Genomic DNA, 21,329 nt, shown 5'->3' with positions numbered 1-21,329 from the left:
CCGGCGAGGCTTTTCCCCGCGCGTGCGGTGCGGTCGAGGGGCGAGCCTGCGAACGCCCGCGCTCCTGCGGGGCCTCCCGGAGGCCGCCCGTGTGCCGGTGCTGCCGGTGCTGCCGGTGTTGCCGACCCGGGAGCCGCTCGTGCCGGCGTGCGCTCGGCGCCCCGCAGGCGCACGCTCCGCGCGGTGGAGTGCACAAGGCTTCTGAGTAATATTTGTTAGCGACATTTTCATACTTTATGTATATTGTTCACAGGCGAAGTTCCCGAAGGCGCCCGTGGCGGGGCCCGCGCCCGTCCGGCCCGTGCTGTGCCCTGAACCGGCCCCTGCCCGCGGGGCGCCCCGACGTATCACCCACCCGACCCGCCGCACCGGCACCGAGCAGGAACACGAACCCCGTTCTCCGGGCGGGGCTCCCCCATCTCCCACGGAGGTCATGATGGCCCATCAGCCGAACACACCCCGCGTGCCTTCGGAAGGCCCCTTCCACGGGCCTGTCCCGCTCTCCATGTACCCCGTGTCGCCTCCCGCGCGCCCAGCACGGTCCGCTCCGCTCCTGGTCGGCACCGGCCTCGCGATCGGCCTGTTCATCGGGGTCGGCGGGACTCTCGCTGGAGGAAGCATCGAATTCCCCGCCGCTTCTTTCGAGGGCGCCCTCCAGCCCTGCGGCCTGGAGGACGGTATGAGCTCCCAAATCGGTGACGACGGGGCGACGTTGGACCTCGACCACCAGGGAACCGATGACGTGCTCGGGCTCAGCCTGGCCGAACTGCACTGCGTCCTCGAAGAGCTGGACGCGCCCGACAGCGTGGTGTCCCAGATGGAGTCGACCCGCGCCCTGGACGGGAACCAGACGGCCGAGTGGGACGGCATCCAGGCTTCCTGGGGCTACCACCCGGACACCGGGATCGATGTGCTGTTGACGCGCCGGTGACGGCGTGCGGGGTTTTCCCGGGCTGCGCTGGAGCCGGGCTGTGAGGGCGTGAGCGAGTGCTCGCCCCCACGCCCTCACACGTCCTTGAGCAGACTGTCGACCTGTGTGACGGCCGGATGTCCCTCGCCGTGCAGACGGACCAGGTCGGCGCGCAGAGCCCCGAGGGTCTGCCCGGCCTCTTCCTTCCGGCCCGCCCCGAGCTCCAACAGCCCGATCTGCCGCCGCAGCTCCAACGGCCGGTGGTCCTCGGCCCCGAAGACCACCACCTCGTCCGCCAACAGCCCGGTCAGCAACTCCAGGGCCTCGGCGCTGTCACCGGCCAACGCACGACAGGTGGCGTCCTGCAACCGGCACCGGAACACCAGACTGTGGTCACGGCCTGAAGCCTTCGCCAGGTCGTCGGCGAGCCGGGCGTACAACGGCCCGGCCTGGCGGAAGTCACCGCCCTCGAACAGGGCGTCGGCCCATTCCACCCGTAGATCCACCACCTCGGGGTCGGTCCGGCCGAACGCCGCCGTCGCCTCCGCCACGGCCTCGTGCAACTTGTGGGAGGCCTGCCGGTAACGGGCGGAGGAGACCAGTTCGGCCGCCTCCCGGCGGCTCCGTTCGATGTCCTCGCGCTTTGGGAGGGGGCCTGTCCTGTCCGGCACCGGGCCCGGACCCGGCTCGGGCGCCGTTGCACGGTCCGGGGCCGGGGAAGAGCCGTAGCCCTGCGCCATCACCGCCCCGTACATGCGGTGCGGGTTGGGCACCGACGGCGGGTCCAGCACACCGGGGATGGGTTCGAGCCCCTCGGCGAAGGCCACCAGACCTTCGTAGACCTGCACCGCGTCCGCCGGCCGGTCCTCGGGGCGCTTCTCCAACAACGAACCGACCAGCAGCGAGAGCTCTTCGGGCACGTCCGGGCGGATGGCGTGCACCCGCGCGGGCACCTCGCGGGCCTGTTTGGAAGCCACCGCGAACGGTGTGTCGGCGCTGAACAGCCGTTGCCCGGTGAGCATCTCGTAGAGGATGCAGCCCAGCGCGTACAGGTCGCTGCGGGCCGTGGCCAGCCCCGTCATCAGCTGCTCCGGCGCCATGTACTCGGGGGTGCCCGGAGCATGGCCGGTACGGGTGATCTGCGACAGGTCGGTGCGGTCCAGGGCCGCAGCGAGCCCGAAGTCCAGCACCTTCACCGTTCCGTTGGGCTCCAGCATCAGATTGCTGGGCTTGAGGTCGCGGTGCACCAGGGAGGCCCGATGCGCGGTGGTCAGTACCGAACACACCTGCGCGCCGATGCCGGCGCTCCATCCCACCGACAGCCGCTCCTGCTCGGAGATCAAATCGCCCACGCTCACCCCGTGGATGCGCTGCATCACCAGGTAGGGGCGGCCGTCCTCGCTTCCGGCGTCGAAGATCGCGGGCACTCCCGGGTGCTGGAGCTCCGCGGTGATCCGGGACTCGCGTACGAACCGCCGCACCATGGTCCGGCGCTCGCCGTCGTCGGCGTCGGAAGGAAAACGGACGAACTTGACCGCCACCTCCCGCTCCAACCGCTTGTCACGCCCCTCGTAGACCTCGCCCATGCCGCCGCGGCCCATGGGAACACCGACGAGTTCGTAACGTCCTTCCAGCACGAGGCCCTTCACCCCGGTCATGGCTCCGCCCTCAATGCACCCTCCTGCAGTCCTCGGTGCCCCAACTCCGTCAGACGGGCACCCAGTTCCGCGATCCGTTCCGAGAGCTCCCGCTGCTGCTGGAGCTCTTCCCAGCGCCGTACGTACTCGTGCTGGTCCTCCAGCGACAGCGCCGGCACCCGCAGCCCGCGCAGGTCGGCGCGGCCCGACGCGGTGCGGCCCGCCGCCACTGTCTCGGGCCGCACGGCCCGGGCCAGGAATCGCGGGTCGAGCCGGCCGGGCACCGCGCGCAGCAGCACCAGCCGCGGCCCCAGGGCGATGCCCTCCTCGTGTACGACCCGTACCGGGGCCTCGCGTACGGTCTCGGCCACGACCACATCACCCTCGACCGTGGTCACCAGCCCCGGCAACCAGCGGCACCGTTCACCGGCCGGACGCCCCTTGCGCAGGTCACTGACGGTCAGGACGGGAAGGTCGCCCTCCCCGGTGTCCATGGCCACCGGGGCCCGGTGCAGCTCCACGGCGCCCTCGTCCGACAGAGCCCCCAATGTCGTCATCGGGGTCTGGCATCCCTCGAGCCCCAGTTCCCGGACCAGCGTGCGCGCCTGGGCCAGAGCGGCATCCATCTCCTCCAGAAGGGGAACGTAATGCGCCTCCGCCCGGCCCCCGGAGACCTCGGCACGATGCCGGGCCGGCCGCAGATCCACCTCGTCGTCGACCAGGTCGGCGGCCTCCACCGCCAGGGCCCCTGATACCTCCTCGGGCAGGGTCCCGGCTAGGAAGGCCCGGTACAGGCGCAGGGAGGTGTCCCGGTCGGCCGCGTCCGCCAACAGGACACGGTGCCGCGGAGGCGTTTCCTGCCCGGGGCGGGTCAGTACCCACACGTGGAGCCCGGACTCGCTCCCCTCTCCGGGCACCTCGAGGACCGCGGTCAACGCCCCCGAACGCACCAGGCCGGCACGCACACGCCGACCACCAGGGCGGTAGGACACCGATGCCGGCACCAGCACGACCACACGCCCGCCGGGCCGCACGAGGGACAGACAGTGCTGGACCCAGGCCAGTTCGCTCTCACCCCGCGGCGGCAGCCCGTGGACCCACCGGGGGTCCTCGGCCAGCTCCTCGTGGCCCCAGTCGCGTTCCCGGTAGGGCGGGTCGCACAGCACTACGTCGGCGGGCTCCGCGGACAACGCCGGAGCCGGGGAGAGCAAGGAGTCCCCGGCCGCCGTCACGTGCAGCCTCGAGCGGCCGCTCAGGCGGGCGTCGGCGATGGCCACCGCGTCGGCGTCCCGGTCCTGGCCCAGGGTGATCTCTGCCCCGAGCCGGGAAGCCGCCACCAACAGGCCCCCGCCCGCGCACGCGGGGTCCAGAACCCGCTCACCCGGTTCGACCATGGCCAGGTCGGCCATCCACGAAGCCACCTCGGCGGAGATCTCGGACCGGCTGCGCCCAGCACCCCAGTGCAGCACCAGAGTCTCGTACACCTGCTGCGGATCCTGGGCCGATGGCACCTGCTCGGCCAGTTCCCGCCATTCAGCAGCCACGTCCTCGACAGCGGTCCTGCCGGTCAGCACCCGGCCGACACAGCCCAGGAACGCGGTCCTGCGCAGGTCCGGCACCTCGGCCCGGACGCGTTGCCACAGCAGCTCCGACTCGTCGTCCTCGAAATCCTTGCCGTGCGCGCGGCACCACTCCTGGACCTCCCGCAGCGCGAACAAGGGCCGGTCCGCCGAGCCGGCCACCGGCGCCGGGAAGTCGTCGAAGCGCCGCCGCCAGTTGCTCACGGCCGGCCGGCGCACCCCGGCCAACCGGGCGATGTCGGCCGAGCCCACCACGCCCTGCTCCTTCGGGGACTCACTCATCGCCCGCCCCCGCCTTAAGCGGCACCAACACGCCCCGGGCCTGGAGCTCGGCGACGTGCTCGGCCACACGCACCGGCACCGCACCTCCGCGCACCAGCAGGCCCGCCTCGATGCTGCGCTCCACCCCGCTCTGGGTCAGATTGGCGCTGGAGACCAGCAGCGAGCGGCGGTCGGCCACCGCGATCTTGGCGTGGCTGCGCGCGTACCGGTTCGGGCGGCCCTCCACGGGCCAGTGCCACAGCCGCAGCCCGCCCACGCCGGCGAAGGCCGCCCCCGGTTCGCGCCCACCGAGCGTGCCCTGGGCCCCGGCCGCGGTCTCCACGACCACCGACACCGCGACCCCGCGCCCGGCCGCGGCGCCCAACGCCTCACGGACCCGCCGGTGGCGGGTGGCCGAGTACGTCATCAGGACCAACTCGTGCTCGGCGCTCTCGACCAGCTCCACCAACACCTGGGCGGTGGCGCGCACCGGGACCGCGTGGGTACTGGGTCCGGTCCACACCGTCTCCACCGTCACTGCCTCCGAGGCGGCGCTGTGCCCTGCGGCCAGCCCGCGCAGGTACGCTGCGGCCTCGGCCGGGGCGATCTCCTCCTGCGCGGCCGCGGCGAGTACGGGCGCCACCGTCTCCCGGTCACGCACCGCACCCAGGACGGCCTGGTCGGGCCATCCTTCTGCCATGCGGGTGGCCACGGCCCGCAGCCCGGCCGCGCCCAACCGGGGCGCGGCCGCGGCGGCGGCCTCTTCGAACGGGGGTCTGTCAGCGGGGATCGTCACAACGGTTCAGGGTAGAGGGCCAGGTCCCGGCCGCCGACAGGGACCACGAACCTGCGGTCCAGGAACCGGTTGCCGCGCTCGCACGTGGTCTCGGAGACGAACAGGCACACGTGGCAGGCCGCCCCGTGCAGGAAGTCGGCCTGCGCTTGGGGCAGCCGTTCGGCGCACAAGGGGTCGGAGGAGCACCGCATCGCCTCCGACAGGGCCCGCCGCACCAGACGTGTCAGCCGGTCCGGCTCGGCCTGGGAGACCAACCCGCCCAGGGTGCCCTCGGCGTCGGGGACCGCGGTGTAGATGAGGATGCCGGCCCGCGGGTCCTGCTCGTCGCCGCCGGCGTAGATGCGTTCGGACAGGCTGGCCGAGTTGTAGCCGCAGTCCAGGGCGATGGTGCGGATGAGCAGGTGCGAGAGGGTGTGCAGGGCGATGTAGCGCTCACCCGGCCAGTACTTCATCGCCTCGAACCCGCCGGGGAGCCGGTGCGAATAGCGGTTGCTCCGGTAGGTCGCGTACGCCTCCCGGTGCAGCCCCATCTCGTGGGAATCCTCCACCCGCTTCTCCCAGGCCTGGAGCAGGTCCTCGGGCACGCGCAGGAACATCCCCTCACCGCGCACCTCGCTGGCGGGCAACCACTCCGGATCCAGTCTCGACAGCGGCGCCGAGGCCACCAGGGAGGGATCGTCGGGGTCGGGGGCGTCCAACCGGGTGAAACCGGTCAGCGCCCGCACCTCCCGCAACCGTTCCACCTGCAGCACGTCGCTGAAGTGCCCGCGCAGCTCGGCCGGCACCCCTTCGGGCGCGCGCCGCACCGCGAAGTCGTCGGTGGCCTCCGGCGGTTCGGCGGCCGAGAGCACCTCCCACTCGGCGGTGCGCAGGTCCGGGGCGGCCGGCGGCTCCTCCTTCTCGCCCCGGCCGTTCAGAGACGCACGGTGGCGCTCCACCGCCGCATACACGGTGTCGTCGTCCCAGGCATGGAAGTGGTCGCGCATGGGGGGAGCGAAACGGCGCAGGGTCGGGTACCCGTCCTTGGGGGTCTCCGACAACATCTCCCAGTACTCCGCCACCAGCTCCTCCAGCTTCCCGGACTCCGCCCGGGGCAGCGCCAGCGCGGACAGCACCTCCGAGAACCACTGGTTGGAGGCGCCCAGCACCAACACCCGCGGCTGCTCGCCGCACCCGCCCTCCTCGAACCGGCGCAGGTGCGGGTGGCGGCCCCGGCAGCGCGGCAGGTTCGCCAACCCACGCTCGCCGGTGGCTTCCCGCAGGTTGCGCCGCTCACCGCAACTGATGCAGGACAACTCCACGTTGGCGCCGATGTTGCCGCCGCGGTCGTCCATCCGCAGCCGGGGATGGCTCGCCTTCGGGCAGGCCTCACCCCGGTGCACGAAGTGCCGGTAGGGGAACTCGTCCAGATGCCCCTCGGCGCAGGCCAACACGAACCGGGCCGCGACCGCCAGGGGTTTGCGCCCCCGGTGGGCACCGGTGTTGTGCGTGAACCGGGCCTCGTGCGGGCGGCGCGGGTTCGCGTTCTCGAAAGCGAAGGCGTCCGAGTCCAACTGCCCCAGCTCGTTGCAGATGGTGCACCGGAACCAGTCGGGGAAGGGCAGGGTGGGCACCCCCACCTTGGAGGCCACCCCGCCGGGATCGCGCTCCAACCCCTCGGTCCACGGCGCGGGCCGCAGCTCACCGACCTTGCGGTGGCGTTTGTTGCGGCGCACCGCCTCCAACAGGCGCGGCTCCTCGATGGGCTCCCAACCGTAGGCGTGGGTGTAGTTCCAATCGTCCAGGCCGCGCACCAGCACCGCGAAGTTGGGCAGGTCCACCAAGGCCCCCACCCCGCTGGTGAACATCAGGTGGCTGGGCCGGACCGCACCGACCCGGCGCCGGTAGTTGCTCTCCCTCATCGACGGCCCTTCCCCTTCACGGACCCGGGCACGGCCGAGTCACCCATCTCGTCGCCCTCCTCGTTCCGGTCCCCAGCCGGGCCGGGCGGGCCGAACGACCACGGGGGTGTCTCCGTGGAGATGTCGAACAGGTCCCCGCCACCGGGCACCAGGAGGTTGATCTCGTTCTCGGTCTCACGCATGGACATCCCGACGGTGGTACTCGACCACGGACCCTCGCCGGGTTTGTTCAGCAGCCCGCGCAGCTGCTGCTTGGACTCGGTGGAGCGCTCGTACCCGAGCCGGGTCGAGCCCTGCTTGCCGCTCTTCCAGACATCGCCCAGCGCCTTGATCCGCTCGGCCAGGTACTCACGGCCGCGCGGGCCGTCCACGCGCTCGGCCCGCTCCAGCATCCGCTCGACGATCTCCTCGACCTCGGGACCGTCCAGGTCCACGTCGTGGGCGTCGGCGTTGTGGGAGTGCCCCTGGACCGCGTTGCGCACCGCCGCCACGAACATCGCCGCGGTGCTCCGGTCCAGGGAACGCCGCGTGAAGGGGGTGACGCTGAGCGCCTCCACCTGCCGGTAGAAGGTGGCGTGGTAGTAGGCGAAGTCCTCGTAGTGGGCCAGGTCGCGCGGGCGGGTCCAGTTGTACAGCGTCAGCACCAGACCGGGGCGGCGGGGATCCCGGCCCACCCGCGAGGACGCCTGGATGTACTCGGCGGTGTTCTTGGGCTGGCCGGTGACCACCATCAGACCGAACCGGGACACGTCCACACCCACCTGCAGCATGGACGTGGCCAGCACCGCATCCACCGGGTCCTGGCGTTCGCGCCGCCGCGCCGTGGCCGGGTGCAGGACCACTTGGTCGGCCGAGGAACGGCCCGAGGCCTGGATGTAGGCGCTCATCTGCGCACCGGTGGCCTTGCGGCGCTGTGAGGTGTCGATCTCGGGGTCGAAGCCCTGCTCCAGGTCCCGCAGGACCTCGCTGATGTCGGCCGAGGAGATGCGTGAGGTCAGCTCCTGCACGGTGAACATGCCGGTCCCGCTGAGCCGCTCGGCCAGCCCCTTGCTCCGGGCGTGTTTGCGCACCCGCACGGTGATGTCGTCGTCCATGTACCGGCGCATGCCCGCCAGCTCACGGGTGGCGTTGAAGTAGCCGACCATGGTCATGTACGGGTCGGCGGGCTCGCCGTAGGTGTCGAACATCTGCTGGCCGGCCAGCATGAGGATCTCCGCCAACCGGATCTCGGCGGACTTCAGCCGCACCCCGTGCGCGCACACCCCCATGTACCGGCGTCCCGGGTCCTCCTCGGTCACCGGCACCTGCGTGGAGAAGAAGGTGTCGGTCACTTCGGTGACCTGGGGCGGGAAGATCTGCAGGCCCCGGCCGAACACCCCCAGCACCTGCTCCTCGGAGCGTTTGGTGGTGGCGGTGGAGGCCACGATCTTCGGTGCGGTGCGTTTGCCCGACGGCGTGGTCCAGGAGGTCAGCTCGTCCACGGCCGACTCGAACAACCCCACGGTGGTGCCCAGCGCCCCCGAGATCAGGTGCAGCTCGTCCTGGATGATCAGGTCCGGCGGCCGCAGCCGCGGCACCGGCCGGCTCTCCACCTTCGGTAGCTTGCCCTTGGCGTTGTGCCGGGTGGCGCAACCGGTCCTGGCGTCCAGGTCGCTGTGCCGGTACCCGTGCCGGGGGCAGTACTGGCCGACCCGGCCGAACAGCATGCCCGCGTACCCGCGCCAGGGCAGCTGCGCGAGCTTGTCCACGGTCGCGATGACCAGGCTCGGAACGTACCGGTAGATCTCCTCGTCCACCGTCAGGATCGGCAGGCCCTCGGCCGAGACCGTCCGGGAGAACGGGCAGGCGTCGGAACCTTCGGCGTTGGCGCAGTGCAGCAGCACCCGGCGGTCCTCCGGACGCGCCTGCAGGTTCTGGTGGGCCTTGAGCACGGTCCCGCACCACGGGCAGGTCAGCGTCTGCAGCACGTTGGCGCGCTCGCCCCGGCCCGCCTCCCGGGCCTCGCTGATCTGCTTCTCGGCCTCGTCGAACCAGTTGGGGGAGACCCCGCCGCCGACCCACAGGCCGATACGGAACGGCTCCTCACCCCAGGTAGCAGGGTCCTCGCGGCGCACCATCTCGGTCGCGCACACCAGGGCTGCGGCCCGCTGGAACTGCTGGGCGGTGAGCAACCGCAGGGTGTAGCGCATCAGCACCGCCACCCCGGCCAGGCCGCTGCGGGCCTCCTCACCCGCGCCGACGATCCCCTGCAGGCGCCGGATCGCGAAGGTGTAGGCGGTGAGCCCCAGGTAGGCCTCGGTCTTACCGCCACCGGTGGGGAAGAACAGCAGGTCCACGGTGCCCGAGACGTCCGCGGTCCGCTCGTCGTGGTCGGGGTCGGTGATCGAGGGCAGGTTCAGCAGCACGAACGCCAACTGGAAGGGACGCCAGGAGGCGGCCTTGGCCCCGCGCCCGCGCACCTCGCGCTCGGCCTCGGGGTAGGAGGTCTCGGAGTTCTCCCGCAACTGCGTGATCTGGGTGTGCCGGCGCTGGTCGGCCATGGCCCGGTTGGCGAACCGGAAGGCCTTCAACGCCTCCCCGTGCCGGGGGTGTTCGGGGTCGCTGAGCAGCTCGATGCCGGCCCGGATGCGTCCGGCGGCCTGCTTGGCCCTGAACACGTTGGTCCGTGCGGTCTCGCGCAGCGCCTCGGGCAGGTGCGCGATGCCCGCCTCACGCTCGGCCAGCCAGGAGCTGTAGCCCTCGGCGAGCGGGGCCAGGCCGCCGCGCAACACGGACGGTTCGGCCGCGGCCAGGGCGTCCATGGACAGTTCGGTCCCCGCCAGCGCGGATCCCTCGGCCACGTCCGCGGTGGTGGCGGGCACGTCGTGGTGGGGCAGCCACGTGGTGGTCAGGCGGTGGGCCCGGCGCGCACCGGGGGCGGCCTCGGCGTCCACGGCGATGTTGCGCCCGTCGGCGTACTTGAGCTGGTCGCGGTAGAGCAGCCGCAGGTGCAGGTCCTCGTAGTCGTCGGTGACCGGGGCGGTGTCCTCCATCGGGTCGTCGACGGGAAGGAAGACGGGGGAGCGGCCGTCCATCGCGGTGACCGAGAGCTGGGCCTGGAACAGCCAGCGGGTGTCGCCGTTGGGGGTGACCGGCTCGCGGTTGTTGACCAGGTTGACCTCGACCGTGCGACGGCCGTCGCGGGGGCGCACGGTGACGTTCAGGTACACCGAGGGGGCCGTGGGGTCCTCGTCGGTGAGCCCCTCCTTGAAGTCGGTGTCACCGTCGAGCCGGATCTCCCGGGCGATCTCCTTCGGCGAGCGGGACCACACCGAGGTCTGCTTGCCGTCCTCGGTCAGGCTGCTGACCTTGTCGTACTGGCCCCAGGACGCGGTCACGTGGACCACGTCCACGTCCTCGGGCACGGAGAAGGCCATCCCCATGGTGGAGGCCCACAGGTGGCCCAGGTTCTGGGAGGTGACGACCTCGGGGAGCTCACCGGCGTTCTCGCCCCGGGCGTCGCCGGCGGCCCCGTTCTCGGTGTCCATGACCTCGTCGGCGGCTTCCCGGGAGAAGGCGGGCGGCTGGTGGCGCGGGCCGAGCATGCCGACCAGGTAGCGCTCACGGGGGCCGGCCGAATGGGGCGGGAGCTCTTCGGTCTCGCCCTCCCACGGGCCGAGGAGGTCCCGTTCGATGAGCCCCTGGAACTCGCCCCGCACCTGGAAGGAGGAGGCGTCCTCGAAGTGCTGGGGCTCGTCCAGGGAAGCGATGAGCTCGGCCCGGTGGCGGGCGCGGAGCTCGTCGCGGGTGGGTTTCTTGTCGGAGGCCTTGGCGGCGGGTTCGGGGGAGGCCGCGCCGGAGGTGTCGAGGGAGGTCTGTTCCCCGTTGGGGTTGTCGAAGAGGGGGTTGTCAGGCATCAGAAGAGCGTCCCTTCCTGGGGGCCGGCAGCCTTGCGCTTGCCCTTCTTCTTGTCGTGCAGGCCCTGCTCGACCTCTTCGGCGTAGCGCTCGTGGTTCAGTTCGAGCAGGCTGTCGAGGACCTCGCGCTGCGCGGCGGGGCCGATGGTGTAGCGGGTCTCGCGGCCGACCTTGTGGAACCCGTGGTCGAGCCCGCCGACGGCCTCGATGCGTTCTTCCCAGCCGTAGGCACGGATGGTGGCCTCGTCGATGGCGCGGTGGATGGCGCGCAGCTCCTCGATGTCCGGGTCGGTGCACTCGGGGTCGAAGACCAAGTTGTAGGTCTTGGTGAGCCCGGTGTCGCGGGAGAGCATCACGTCACGGCGGTAGGTGTCGAGGCGGTCGCCGAGGTCGCGGAGTTCCTTAGTTGGGTCTGGAAGTGGGAAATTCTGGAAGACATCGGAAGGAATGTACCGAAAATCTGCCTTCATTTTTGATCCATACTTCTTTGCCCACCAGTAGTGTGGTGAGCTGGACAATATGGATAGGGTGGAAAATTCGCGTGATGCGAACACTACCAGCATGTGCGAGAAAACTTGACCAGTAGGTACCAGTGCTGGCATGGCTGTATTGCTAGTCTGTGCGATTACAATAACACGGTCCAGCCCATTGATGTTTCGATAAAGATCCAGTGCTGGCCTTGTGAATCTCCACCATATTTCCCTGCGTTGTTTATTATTATTTCGGTCTCGCTCTGGTTTTACTAGATGGCGGACTTGTTGGTAACAGAGTTCGTATTTTTTGGCCTTTTCTTCTGGCCAGTCATGAAAGTTGATTACCCACCTGGGGGCAGACGTGGCAGGGTCACTATTGAGGTCCTGGCCATTGAGGTAGGGGAAAAGTACGTCAGAGTTCCGCGAGTCCTTGGATATAAGATCATGGGCCTGCTCTGGTTCCATGGTAAATCCTAGGCCAAGGATATTACTTCCCTGGAAGCACACCTGATGGTTGCTGTAAAGGTGATTTGGATTCCCTGTTGCGCGGGATTGTATTTCTAGTGCACTTGTGATTCCCGGTGTTTCTGTGCCTTCAACAGTTACTCGCGCGTACTTTTTTAGTGGTGATCGGCTGGTCCATACTGCGCAGTATTCTAGTGCCGCGCTTTTCGATGGCCAAGGCTCGCTTTTCACGGCCTGGCGGATCGTTATATTTCTGGCTACGATTTGGTCGAGGCCAACTTCCCGCGTGTCGCCTTGGGCGAGTGTATTCGTTGCGATGAGGCCAGTCTGGCCTTGTTTGTTGAGAGTGTGATGAGCCAAGAGAACGAAGTATGCGACCAAGTCGGCGCTACCGCGAACGCCGAACCCGATATTGTGAACCAAGTACTCTCGGTACGCAGGGCCCATGCTTCCAGTGATCTTCTGTCCCCCGAGAAACGGCGGATTCCCGATCACTGCATCGAACCCACCCTTCTCGAACACCTCGGGGAACACCAGTGGCCAGTGCAATGGCCTTCGCTCGAATGCGCCGTCCGGGCGGTCGGTGTCCAGCCACTCCTTGGTCCTCAACCGGGCCTCGGCCTCATCGTTGTCCAGGTTCCCGGCCAGCTCCACAGCCTCCGACGAGCCCTGGTTCAGCCCCCGCTCGCCCCGGCTCGCGTTCGCGAGCGCAGCACCCACGGTCAGGTCGGCCAGCAGCTTCAGCCGTCCGGTTTCCAGCTCGGCATTACCGAGCACCGCGCGCTTGCGGTTCAGGCCCTCCAAGGTGGTGCCGTCGATCCCGGTGAGCTCGCGCCGGTTCTCCGCGACCCGGCTCACCAAACCTCGGATGCCTGCCGTGAAGTCGAAGAGCGCGTTGTCTTCCCCGTGCAGCTCGCGGCCCTTCTTCGGGTCCATGTGCATGTACTCGATCTGCTCCAGGGAGGTGATCCCCAGCAGTGAGTCGCCGGGTGCCAACCGGTCGTCGAGGAAGGTGAACGGCCGCTGCGGGTCCATCGACACCAGCCAGAGCGAGAGCTTGGCCATCTCCACGGCCATCGGGTTGACATCTACGCCGTAAAGGCAGTTCTCGATGACCTGCCTGCGCGCCTCGATCACGACCGGGTCGTCGTCCTCGCGCAGTCCCGCGCCCGCGCTCTCGTACCCCTCGACCCGGGCATCGCCCTCGGTGGTCCAGGCCTCGATCAGCCGGTCGCCCAGGTAACGCGCCGCCGCGACCAGGAACGCCGCCGAACCCATCGCGATGTCGGCGACCTTGAGGTCCAGGATCTGACGGCTGCTCTTGAGCTTCCACTCGCCGGTCTCGGCGGTCTGCAACGGCCCCGGCTCGTACACCAGCGGCTCCAGCGCGCCTTCCACGACCTCCTCGGCCAGGAACCTCGGGGTGTAGTGCGTGCCGGTGTTCTTGCGCAGCGACGACTCGGTCACATACAGCTCGCCGGCCCGCACCAGCATCGGCAGGCCGCGCAGGTCGGTGCGGATGAGCCGGTAGAACGGCAGCAGCCGCTCGGCCACCTCGAACTCCCCACGCGGGACCACACCGCGCAGCTTGTTGCGGGCCTCTTCCTTCTCCTCACCGGACATGGGCGCGAGGACCTTGGCCAGCTTCTTCGGGGTGCCGATCCCGGAGGCCTTGTAGGTGGCCGACAGTTCCTTGGCCAGCTCCTCGAGGTCGGTGTGCCGGGCGGCCAGCTCCTCCAGCTCGCGCAGGGCCACCTCCTCCTCCGCGCCCTCCTTGCCGACGAGCCCGACCACGAGCTCGCCCGCACGGAAACCGTCGAAGGACAGCAGACCCTCGTACACGTAGCCGATCTGTTCCACGTCCAGCGCACGGAAGGACAGCTTGCGCGGCTCCCGCTTGCGCCCGCGCCCCACCTGCACGTACTGCACCGACTTGAGCATGTGCAGCACGGTGCGGTCGTCGATGTCCAGCGGCAGCCAGGGGAAGGTCTCGGGGTCGAAGAGCGAGCCGTCGTGGGCGTGCATGGCCAGACGGGGGTGTTCCACCCCGTGGTAGACCGCGTGGAACAGGGCCAGGAGCCGGTGCCAGCCCTCGCTGGTGTTCTCCAGGTCGTCCTCGGTGCTCTCCCGCACCCGGGCCTGGAGCTCGTCGTAGAGCCGCCCGGCCGAGTAGGCGCGGGCGTACAGGTCGTTGTCGGAGGGCAGCAGGCCGCGTTCCTCGGCGAAGAGCAGGAATACCACCCGCATCATCACCGAGACCGCACCCCGGTACACCTCGTGGGCGTCGATGTGGGCCAGCCCGTCCTCACCCCGGCCCCGGGCGCGGGTGTCGGCCCGTCCGATCGCGGCGACCAGCAGTTCCACCGCCTGGCGGACCTGCACGCCCAGCGCCTCGGTGACCTCCTCCTGCGAATCCATGCTCCGGGACAGCATCCGGACCAGGGTCTCCTCGGCGGGCACCCCGAAGAAGCGGGTGCGGTTGAGCAGGGAGTGGAAGGCGTGGAGCACGTCGCGTTCGGCGGTGTCCGGCCAGAGCACGGCGTCGAAGACCACCGTGGTGGTCACCCCGCCGCGCGGGGCCCACACCAGCACCCACCAGCGCCCGTCGGTGGCCAGGCCCAGCTCCACCCCGTGGTGGCGGCACAGCTTGGCCAGCCGGTCCACGGGGGAGGCCGACCAGGACTCACCGCGCACCCGCGCGGTCGGGACCTGGCCGGGCTCGAGCACCAACCCGAGCAGGCGCACACTGTCGGCCTTGACCTCGCCGGCTTCGCCTTGTGCGTCGACGTCGGCGGCCGCGTCCGGGGTGGTCAGTGCAAAAGCGGGTGTCACACTGGTGTCGTGCTCGGCCACCTCCATGGCCAGCGGCTCCAGGCCCTCGGTGCGCAGGGTCTCCTGCCAGCCGAGCATTCGGCCGAGTACGTAGCGCACCCAGTCCTGCTGCCCGGCGGCCACATCACGCTGCCACCGGGAGTGCTCGCGCCGCAGCTGGGCCCGCTCTTCCTTCTCCAGCGGCTCGAAGCCGTTGGGCCACTCCTCCAACAGGACGGGCAGGGTCAGGAACGGGCCGTCGATCTCGACCAGGTCCAGCCAGTTGCGGTGCTGTTCGGCGCTGTCACGCCCCGAACGGTACTGGGGGTTGCTCATCGGACGGCCTCCTTGCGCGGGACCACGAAAACGACGGCGACGGGGAAACGGTGCGCAACCGGATCGGCGTAGCGTTCGGTGATGGCCGACAGCTCCCGGTCGCGTTCGGTGGCCAGTGACTGAAGCCGGTGTTTCCAGTTCTCCCGGTCCTTGCGGTACTGCTCGCGCTCTTCCTTGGTCTTGGTGATGTCGGCTTCGCTGAACAGGGCGTTCTCGTCATCGCCCTTGTCCAGCTCACCCCGGAGGGTGGCGGCGAACTGGTCCAGCACCGAGGTCACGCGCTTACGTTCGTTCTCCTCGCGCTGACGCAGGCGGTTCTCCAACGCCTCGGCGCGGGTGTCGGCCCGCCACTCGATGGCCCGCTCCAGGCCCGCGCGGCCGCCCGCACGGTCCCAACGGCCCCGCACCCGGGCCCACACCGCGTCCGAGAGGGCCGTCCCGCCGTCCAGCGCACGATTGAGGATGTTACCCAAGGTGGTCAGGTTCTCCAGTCGGCGGAACCGGCCGTTCTCGGGCAGCCAACCGCCGGCGTGCAGGACCTCCTCGTGCAGGCGCAGCCCGTCCGCGCCCACCAGCACGAACCGGGTGTAGGCGCCCACCAGGACCTCTTCCAGATCCGGGTCGTCGCTGACCACCGCGGTGACCCGGCTCAACCCGAGGTCGTCGTTGGACACGGCCGCGCGCAGCAGCCCGGTGGACATCGACACCAGCGGGTGGTTCAGGTGGGCCAGCACCACGTCGTCGCGGCCCTTGGCGGCCCGGGGGTCGAAGGTGACCGGTAGCCGGCGCGGGACGGTGTCGTGGCCGGTCTTCTCGGGGAGTTTCTCGGTGAGTCCGGCCGAGGCCCGCACCCAGGAGTCGGACAGTACGGGCACGTCGTAGAGGCCCTCGGCGGCCTCCTTCTCGTCCAGGTGGGTGCGTAGCGCGGGCTGGTTGGCCAGGTCCAGGGCGGTGTCCACGACCCGCTTGATGCGGTCGGGGGTGAGGGCCAGGTGCTCCACCGTCTCGTCCAGGCGGCGGCGCAGTCGGCGCACCTGCTCGCCGATGTCGCCCTCTGAGGCGATGGTGTCCTTGGCGCCGGCCCGGGCGGTCTCGGCGTCCAGGTCGGTGCGTGCGCCCAGCATGCGGCGTTGCACGGCGTCGGACATCACCGCGTTGATGGAGCCCAGGTCCTCCTCCATGCGGGCGACCTTGGTGGCCACCCGGGACAGGAACTCCAGGTCGGCCTCGTAGGAGTCGACGGCCTCCTCCCAGCCGGTGCCGACGAAGTGCCGGATCTGGGGCTCCTCGGTCTGGCCGTACCGGTCGATGCGGCCGATGCGCTGCTCCAGTTTGTTGGGGTTGAAGGGGATGTCGTAGTTGATGAGCCGGTGGCAGTGCCGCTGCAGGTCGATGCCCTCGCTGGCGGCGTCGGTGGCCAGGAGGATCCGTACCTTGTGCTCGGAGGGGTGCTTCTGGAAGGCCAACCGCAGGGCTTCGCGCTCGTCGGTGCTCATCGTGCCGTTGAGCAGCGCGGTTCGGCCGTCCCCGGTCAGGCCCTCCTGGCGCAGCAGGTTCTCCAACCAGGCCTGGGTGTCGCGGTACTCGGTGAAGACCACCACCCGCTCGTTGGTCCAGTGCTCACCGTCGGGCTTGCAGACCGCCTCGAGCTCCTTGATGAGCTCGGTGGCCTTGGCGTCGGGCTGGGCCTCGTGTGTGCGGGCCCACCGGTCCATCCGTTCCAGCAGCGAGGTTTCGGTCTCGTCGGTCTGCGGCTGCAGGGGGCCGCTGCGGTCCAGGGCCTCGTCCTCGGCCTCGGCGAGTTCTTCGTCGTCGTAGGCGGCCGTCTCCTCCCACCAGTCGTCGATCCAGTCCTCGTCGGCCTCGTCGAAGGGCAGCGGGTCCTGCTTGGAACGCAGGGTCTCCCGGTAGACGGAGACGGTGTGGCCGAAGGCGGCCGGGCTGGAGAACAGGCGTTTCTTCAGCAGCAGGGTGACCAGATCGGTGGCGCGCCTGCCCTTGTCGGCGGTGAGCTTGGTGCGGCGCAGCTCGGCGAAGTCCTTGAGCAGCGAGTGGATCTCCCGCTCGCTTTCGGGATAGGCGACCGGGATCGCTCGGGCGTTGCGCCCGCGGAAGACCGGTTTCCCTTCGGCGTCGGTGATCTGGCTCTTGAGACGGCGCACCACGGTCTCCTCCACCGCAGTGGGCGAGGGCGGCACCCCGCGGGCGAAGCGCTGGTCGTCCAGGAGTTCCAACAAGGCGGTGAAGGACTGCTGGTAGCCGTTGTGCGGGGTCGCCGACAGGAACAGCCGGTGGGTGAAGTGCGGGGCGAGCCGGCGCATCAGCTTGGTCTGCTGGGAGTCGACCGCGTACACCTGCTGGGGAGCGGCCGGGGCCACGTGGTGGGCCTCGTCCAGGATGAGCAGGTCGAAGGTGCGCGGATAGCCGGGGCCCTCGGCGGGCAGCACCTCGTCCATCAGCCGCTGGGCCTTGGCCCCGCGCAGCCAGGGCAGGCTCACGATGGTCTGCGGATACACCTTGAAGGGGTTGGCGGCGCTGCCGTACTCGCGCCGCACCTGGGCGGCGGTCTCGGAGTTGACCACGGTGAAGTCCAGGCCGAACTTCTCGGCCATCTCGTCCTTCCACTTCACCGTCAGCCCGGCCGGGCACACGATCATGATGCGCTGGGTGCGGTTGCGCAGCAGCAGCTCCTGCGCGACCAGGCCGGCCTCGATGGTCTTGCCGAGCCCGACGTCGTCGGCCAGCAGCAGGTTCACGCGGGGCGCCCCGACCGCGCGGGAGACCGGCTCCAGCTGGTAATCCTCGATCGCCACACCGGACCGGAAGGGCGCCTGGAGGTTGCGCACGTCCGCGGAGGTGACCGCCGACCAGCGCACGGCGTCCAGGAAAGCGGCGAGCTGTCCGGGGGCGTCGCGCCCGTCAGTGGTGATCTCCGGGAGGGCGCCCTTGGGCAGGATCCGGCGGCCCGGTTCGATCTCCCACAACACGTCGAGAGTCTGGCCGTAACGGCCCTCCTCGACGCTCTGCAGGCTCACCAGGGTGGCGCCGTCGTCGCTGGGGTCGACCGCGCTGACCACCCATTTCTGTCTGCGTACCTGGACCAGGGTGCCTGCGGTCAGGCCGTCGGTGGTCGTTGACATGGTGGGGCTACCTCGTGCCTGTTCGGAGGGAGGGCAGGGGCGCCGTGCAGGGGGATGGTGCACGGTGCTCGCTGGGGGGACGGATCACGTCAAGGGTCCCGATGATCCGCCGTCCATCGAGACTCTATTGTTAATCCGGTTCACAGGCAACAGGGTTACAGTGTTTCCGGGCCCGGCACCGTCGGGTCTGTGAACCAGGACGGGCCCCGGGCCCGGATGGTTTACCCGGTCCAGCAACCGGCGGACGGTTGCGGTAAGGGCTCGTCCCAGAGCCCGCGGCCGCTCCGCGGAACCGGAGGATGCAGTGGCACGCAGTGTTGACGATCCCGACCCCCAGCGACGGCGCCCCCTGGCCACGGGCACCGGCCATACCGGCAACCCCTGCGAGTATCCGGGGTGCACCGACAAGAACGCGAGCCTGTCCGTCCTCTGGGACAAGCCCGACCAGGAGCACGACTTCGGCGGCACCAACCGGGTGATGCGGTGCGCCGAGCACCGGGGAATGGACGTTCCGCGGGTTCCGCGTCCGCGTAGCCCGGTGGTGGGCGTGCCCGAGCCGCGGACAGAAAAAGCCGCGAAGCCCAAGAAAACTAAGAAGGGCAAGAAGGCGAAGGGGACGGTCGATGTCTCGGTTGCTGGGCGTTCGACCTCGCGTGCCCCAGAGCAGCGGGAGAGCTCCTACGGGATGCGTTTCCTCGGTACCCCTGAATACATTGACGTCCCCGAGCTGTACCGAATGCGGAAACGGGCCACGCTCCTTGTGGTCAAGGATCCAGAGCGGACGCTACGGATATGTTCGGCGGCTCTGGGGCAGGAGAAGCGCATGCTGGCCGAGGTCGGGCGCCGGGTCAACCCGACCATGGAAGACTTCCGTCGGTTGCATCACAAGGCGATGCGCTCACTGAAAGGGCATCGCTGACCGCCTGGGGCCGGCACAGGAAGGCCCCCGCCTGACTGTAGATTTTTGGTACGCCGATTTCGACGAGAGAGTAGCCGTGCTCGGGGCCGAGGTCGCTTCGGGGCTGCCGAGGACGGGAGGGCAAGCAGCCACCTCTCACGTGTGCGTCCCCTGTCGTTGCGGTGTCCCCCGAGAAGGAGAGCTCTCATGGTCCGCAAAGCAGCCAACGGCGCCATCATTTCTGGTGACGGCCATTGGTACTTCAACGGTTTCAAGTTCAAACCTTTGGCCGAAGGCGACTTCAAGAAGCCGTCACTGGCCGAATGGTCCCAGGCCAACGAAATGTCGACGGTGGCCTCAGCGTCTTCGGGCAAGAACTTGGCCAAGCTGGTGGCCGAGCACGGGAGCCTTCAGGAAGCCGAGAAAGCGCTCGGTGGGCCGCCCCCTGAACCCGATGAGCCCAAACAGCAGGTGGTCATCTACAAGAACCGCAAAGAGTTCGAGAAAGCATCCAATCAGATGATCGCCGCCGGGTGGCGGGTGGCCTCCACGGAGACCGACCCGTCCCGGATGACTGCGACCCGCATCCTTGGTGGGGCCGCGGTTGTCGGGGTGCTCACCGGCGGGATCGGCTCGCTCGTGGGGGCCGGCGCTGGGGCAGCGGCGAAGAAGAAGGGGGCAGTGCAGGTGGTGTGGGAACGGGATTGAGGTGTTCCGGACGCCGTATCCGTAGGCTGGGCAGTCCGCTGTCGTCTCTACTTGGCAGCTCTCTGAGTGATGGCCTGCTACGCTCCCGCTTGCTAATAAGCACGGCCCCGCCTGCTGTACTTCAGCGGACGGGGCCGAGTGATGCCGAGGGGAGTCAGGAAAAGGGGTCAGGAGAAGTCGCTCCGGGCGGTTCCGAGGAAGGCCTGCCACTCGGGTGCGGAGAAGAAGAGGACACCGAGCTCCCGGTACTGGGTGTCCCTCAAACCGGTCGTGGCGCCCAGATCACCCACCTCAACGCAGTTCGCTGAACCGGTGCTGTAGCTGGACTTGGACCAGACCGCTGTTTCTCCGTCGAAGAGTGGGTCGGAGTATTTCATGCGGCCTCCTTCATGATTTTTGCGATAAGCCTTGCTGACCCTACTGGAGAGAGTGCAGCGCCTTGTATCTGGTCATACAAGGACTTGTGTAGGGATATGTCTTTTATGTCCTCTTTGTAGAGGTTGCCGCTCCGACTCTCGATATAAACGATCGTCGGATAGCTGTCCCCGATCTCCAGCAGCGAGAACGGGCCATCAAGCCCGGCGTGAGCACCAAGGGAAGTCGGGGTGATCTGGATGGTGATGTGCGGATGTTCCTGCATGTTCAGCAGGTGCTGTAGCTGTCGCCGGTGGACCTCGGCTCCACCCACCGGTCGTCGCAGTACGTGCTCCTCCATGATCGCCCAGAGCTGTAGCGGTTTCGGAGAGCGGTCGAGTACCTGTTGGCGGCGCATGCGGAGTTCCACGAGTCGATCCGTTTCATGCGGAGCCGCGTAAAGGTTGTTCTCCGTAAGGAGCGCGCGGCTGTGTTCGGAGGTCTGTAGGAGCCCGCAGATCATGTGGGTGTGCCAGTCTTTGAGGCTGTGAGCTGCTTCTTCTAGACCGAGGTACTTCTCGTACTTCTCCGGCAGCACGTCCTCATAGGTGGTGGTCCAGCTCTTCTTGCGGGACTGGGAGGCCAGCTCGTGCAGTACAGGCAAGAGGTCCTTGGGTACGGAGAAGATCTCGGCGAGCTTGGCCAGTTCAAGCTTGCTCGGGACGGAGCGCCCCTTCTCAATGTTGGAGATGCGAGGCGGGTGAACCCCCAGCTCCTTGGCGACCTTGGCACCGGTCAACTCCGCTTCCTCTCGTAGGTCGCGGAGCATGTTGCCCAGCCACAGCCGTGCAGCGATCGGGCTGTGCTGCTCCTGCTCCATACGTTGCGCCTCCATGTTCCAGTCCATGCCCATGCCTGTAGTGCCAGTATGTCGGGTTCGCGGCCGACCTGCGTCAAGACCTGTAAGTAATTATCCATAAGTTATTGCAGAGTAATTACTCCTGGGGCATCATCTGAGTAGAGATGTGATGCACCGCTCACTCACAGTCAGGGGTGCGAGTTCCTGTGAGCTGTCTACTGGGGGGTTGCCATGGCTCGGGATCGGCGGATGCACGCGAGCGGGGGCGGTGTGCGGAAGGAGGGAGAGGGGGCGCCGGAACCGG

Annotated in this window: 12 protein-coding genes; 3 read left to right on the top strand and 9 right to left on the bottom strand. The window is 68.8% G+C overall.

The window, feature by feature from the left end; translation table 11 throughout:
• Nucleotides 1-514 precede the first annotated feature (514 nt).
• The gene (locus D456_RS0103495) at nt 515-931 is read left to right on the top strand and encodes a hypothetical protein (RefSeq protein ID WP_152442474.1); all 417 of its coding nucleotides are present in this window, start codon (nt 515-517) and stop codon (nt 929-931) included.
• Between the two features lie 74 nt (nt 932-1,005).
• Here D456_RS0103495 and D456_RS0103490 read toward each other — a convergent pair whose 3' ends face one another.
• The 7 genes from D456_RS0103490 to drmD are packed head-to-tail and all read right to left on the bottom strand — an operon-like array spanning nt 1,006 to nt 18,206.
• The gene (locus tag D456_RS0103490) at nt 1,006-2,568 is read right to left on the bottom strand and encodes a serine/threonine-protein kinase (protein ID WP_017574766.1); all 1,563 of its coding nucleotides are present in this window, start codon (nt 2,566-2,568) and stop codon (nt 1,006-1,008) included.
• Nucleotides 2,565-4,409, bottom strand: a complete 1,845-nt coding sequence (locus D456_RS0103485) for an N-6 DNA methylase (RefSeq protein ID WP_026115533.1) — start codon at nt 4,407-4,409, stop codon at nt 2,565-2,567. The genes D456_RS0103490 and D456_RS0103485 overlap by 4 nt, the downstream gene beginning before the upstream one ends.
• Nucleotides 4,402-5,184 (bottom strand): DISARM system phospholipase D-like protein DrmC, encoded by a 783-nt coding sequence (drmC, locus tag D456_RS0103480; protein WP_017574764.1) that lies wholly within the window; start codon nt 5,182-5,184, stop codon nt 4,402-4,404. The genes D456_RS0103485 and drmC overlap by 8 nt, the downstream gene beginning before the upstream one ends.
• Nucleotides 5,181-7,085 (bottom strand): DUF1998 domain-containing protein, encoded by a 1,905-nt coding sequence (gene drmB / locus D456_RS0103475; protein ID WP_017574763.1) that lies wholly within the window; start codon nt 7,083-7,085, stop codon nt 5,181-5,183. Before drmB ends, drmC begins: the two co-directional genes overlap by 4 nt.
• Nucleotides 7,082-10,981 (bottom strand): DISARM system helicase DrmA, encoded by a 3,900-nt coding sequence (drmA, locus tag D456_RS0103470; protein ID WP_017574762.1) that lies wholly within the window; start codon nt 10,979-10,981, stop codon nt 7,082-7,084. The genes drmB and drmA overlap by 4 nt, the downstream gene beginning before the upstream one ends.
• A complete protein-coding gene (locus D456_RS0103465) occupies nt 10,981-15,066 on the bottom strand; it encodes an Eco57I restriction-modification methylase domain-containing protein (RefSeq protein ID WP_017574761.1) in 4,086 nt (1,361 codons plus the stop codon). The genes drmA and D456_RS0103465 overlap by 1 nt, the downstream gene beginning before the upstream one ends.
• Nucleotides 15,063-18,206, bottom strand: a complete 3,144-nt coding sequence (drmD, locus tag D456_RS0103460) for a DISARM system SNF2-like helicase DrmD (RefSeq protein ID WP_017574760.1) — start codon at nt 18,204-18,206, stop codon at nt 15,063-15,065. Before drmD ends, D456_RS0103465 begins: the two co-directional genes overlap by 4 nt.
• A 304-nt stretch (nt 18,207-18,510) precedes the next feature.
• Here drmD and D456_RS0103455 point away from each other — a divergent pair, with 304 nt between their 5' ends.
• Nucleotides 18,511-19,125 (top strand): hypothetical protein, encoded by a 615-nt coding sequence (locus tag D456_RS0103455; protein WP_017574759.1) that lies wholly within the window; start codon nt 18,511-18,513, stop codon nt 19,123-19,125.
• 186 nt (nt 19,126-19,311) lie between these two features.
• On the top strand, nt 19,312-19,812 hold the full coding sequence (locus D456_RS0103450; RefSeq protein ID WP_017574758.1) for a hypothetical protein: 501 nt from the start codon (nt 19,312-19,314) through the stop codon (nt 19,810-19,812).
• A gap of 167 nt (nt 19,813-19,979) precedes the next feature.
• Here the strand turns inward: D456_RS0103450 and D456_RS0103445 are convergent, their stop codons facing one another.
• A complete protein-coding gene (locus D456_RS0103445) occupies nt 19,980-20,189 on the bottom strand; it encodes a DUF397 domain-containing protein (RefSeq protein ID WP_017574757.1) in 210 nt (69 codons plus the stop codon).
• Nucleotides 20,186-21,073, bottom strand: coding sequence for a helix-turn-helix domain-containing protein (locus tag D456_RS0103440; RefSeq protein ID WP_239643762.1), 888 nt, complete (start codon nt 21,071-21,073; stop codon nt 20,186-20,188). Before D456_RS0103440 ends, D456_RS0103445 begins: the two co-directional genes overlap by 4 nt.
• Between the last annotated feature and the right edge of the window lie 256 nt (nt 21,074-21,329).

This window comes from Nocardiopsis kunsanensis DSM 44524 (assembly GCF_000340965.1).
In the GTDB taxonomy this organism is placed as follows: domain Bacteria; phylum Actinomycetota; class Actinomycetes; order Streptosporangiales; family Streptosporangiaceae; genus Nocardiopsis; species Nocardiopsis kunsanensis.
This window is presented reverse-complemented; position numbering and strand designations above follow the sequence as displayed.

Bases quoted from the DNA above. Each gene is read 5' to 3' on its own strand.
- D456_RS0103490 (WP_017574766.1), bottom strand. From the start codon at position 2,568: ATGACCGGGGTGAAGGGCCTCGTGCTGGAAGGACGTTACGAACTCGTC.
- D456_RS0103485 (WP_026115533.1), bottom strand. From the start codon at position 4,409: ATGAGTGAGTCCCCGAAGGAGCAGGGCGTGGTGGGCTCGGCCGACATC.
- drmB (WP_017574763.1), bottom strand. From the start codon at position 7,085: ATGAGGGAGAGCAACTACCGGCGCCGGGTCGGTGCGGTCCGGCCCAGC.
- drmA (WP_017574762.1), bottom strand. From the start codon at position 10,981: ATGCCTGACAACCCCCTCTTCGACAACCCCAACGGGGAACAGACCTCC.
- D456_RS0103465 (WP_017574761.1), bottom strand. From the start codon at position 15,066: ATGAGCAACCCCCAGTACCGTTCGGGGCGTGACAGCGCCGAACAGCAC.
- drmD (WP_017574760.1), bottom strand. From the start codon at position 18,206: ATGTCAACGACCACCGACGGCCTGACCGCAGGCACCCTGGTCCAGGTA.
- D456_RS0103450 (WP_017574758.1), top strand. From the start codon at position 19,312: ATGGTCCGCAAAGCAGCCAACGGCGCCATCATTTCTGGTGACGGCCAT.
- D456_RS0103445 (WP_017574757.1), bottom strand. From the start codon at position 20,189: ATGAAATACTCCGACCCACTCTTCGACGGAGAAACAGCGGTCTGGTCC.
- D456_RS0103440 (WP_239643762.1), bottom strand. From the start codon at position 21,073: ATGGACTGGAACATGGAGGCGCAACGTATGGAGCAGGAGCAGCACAGC.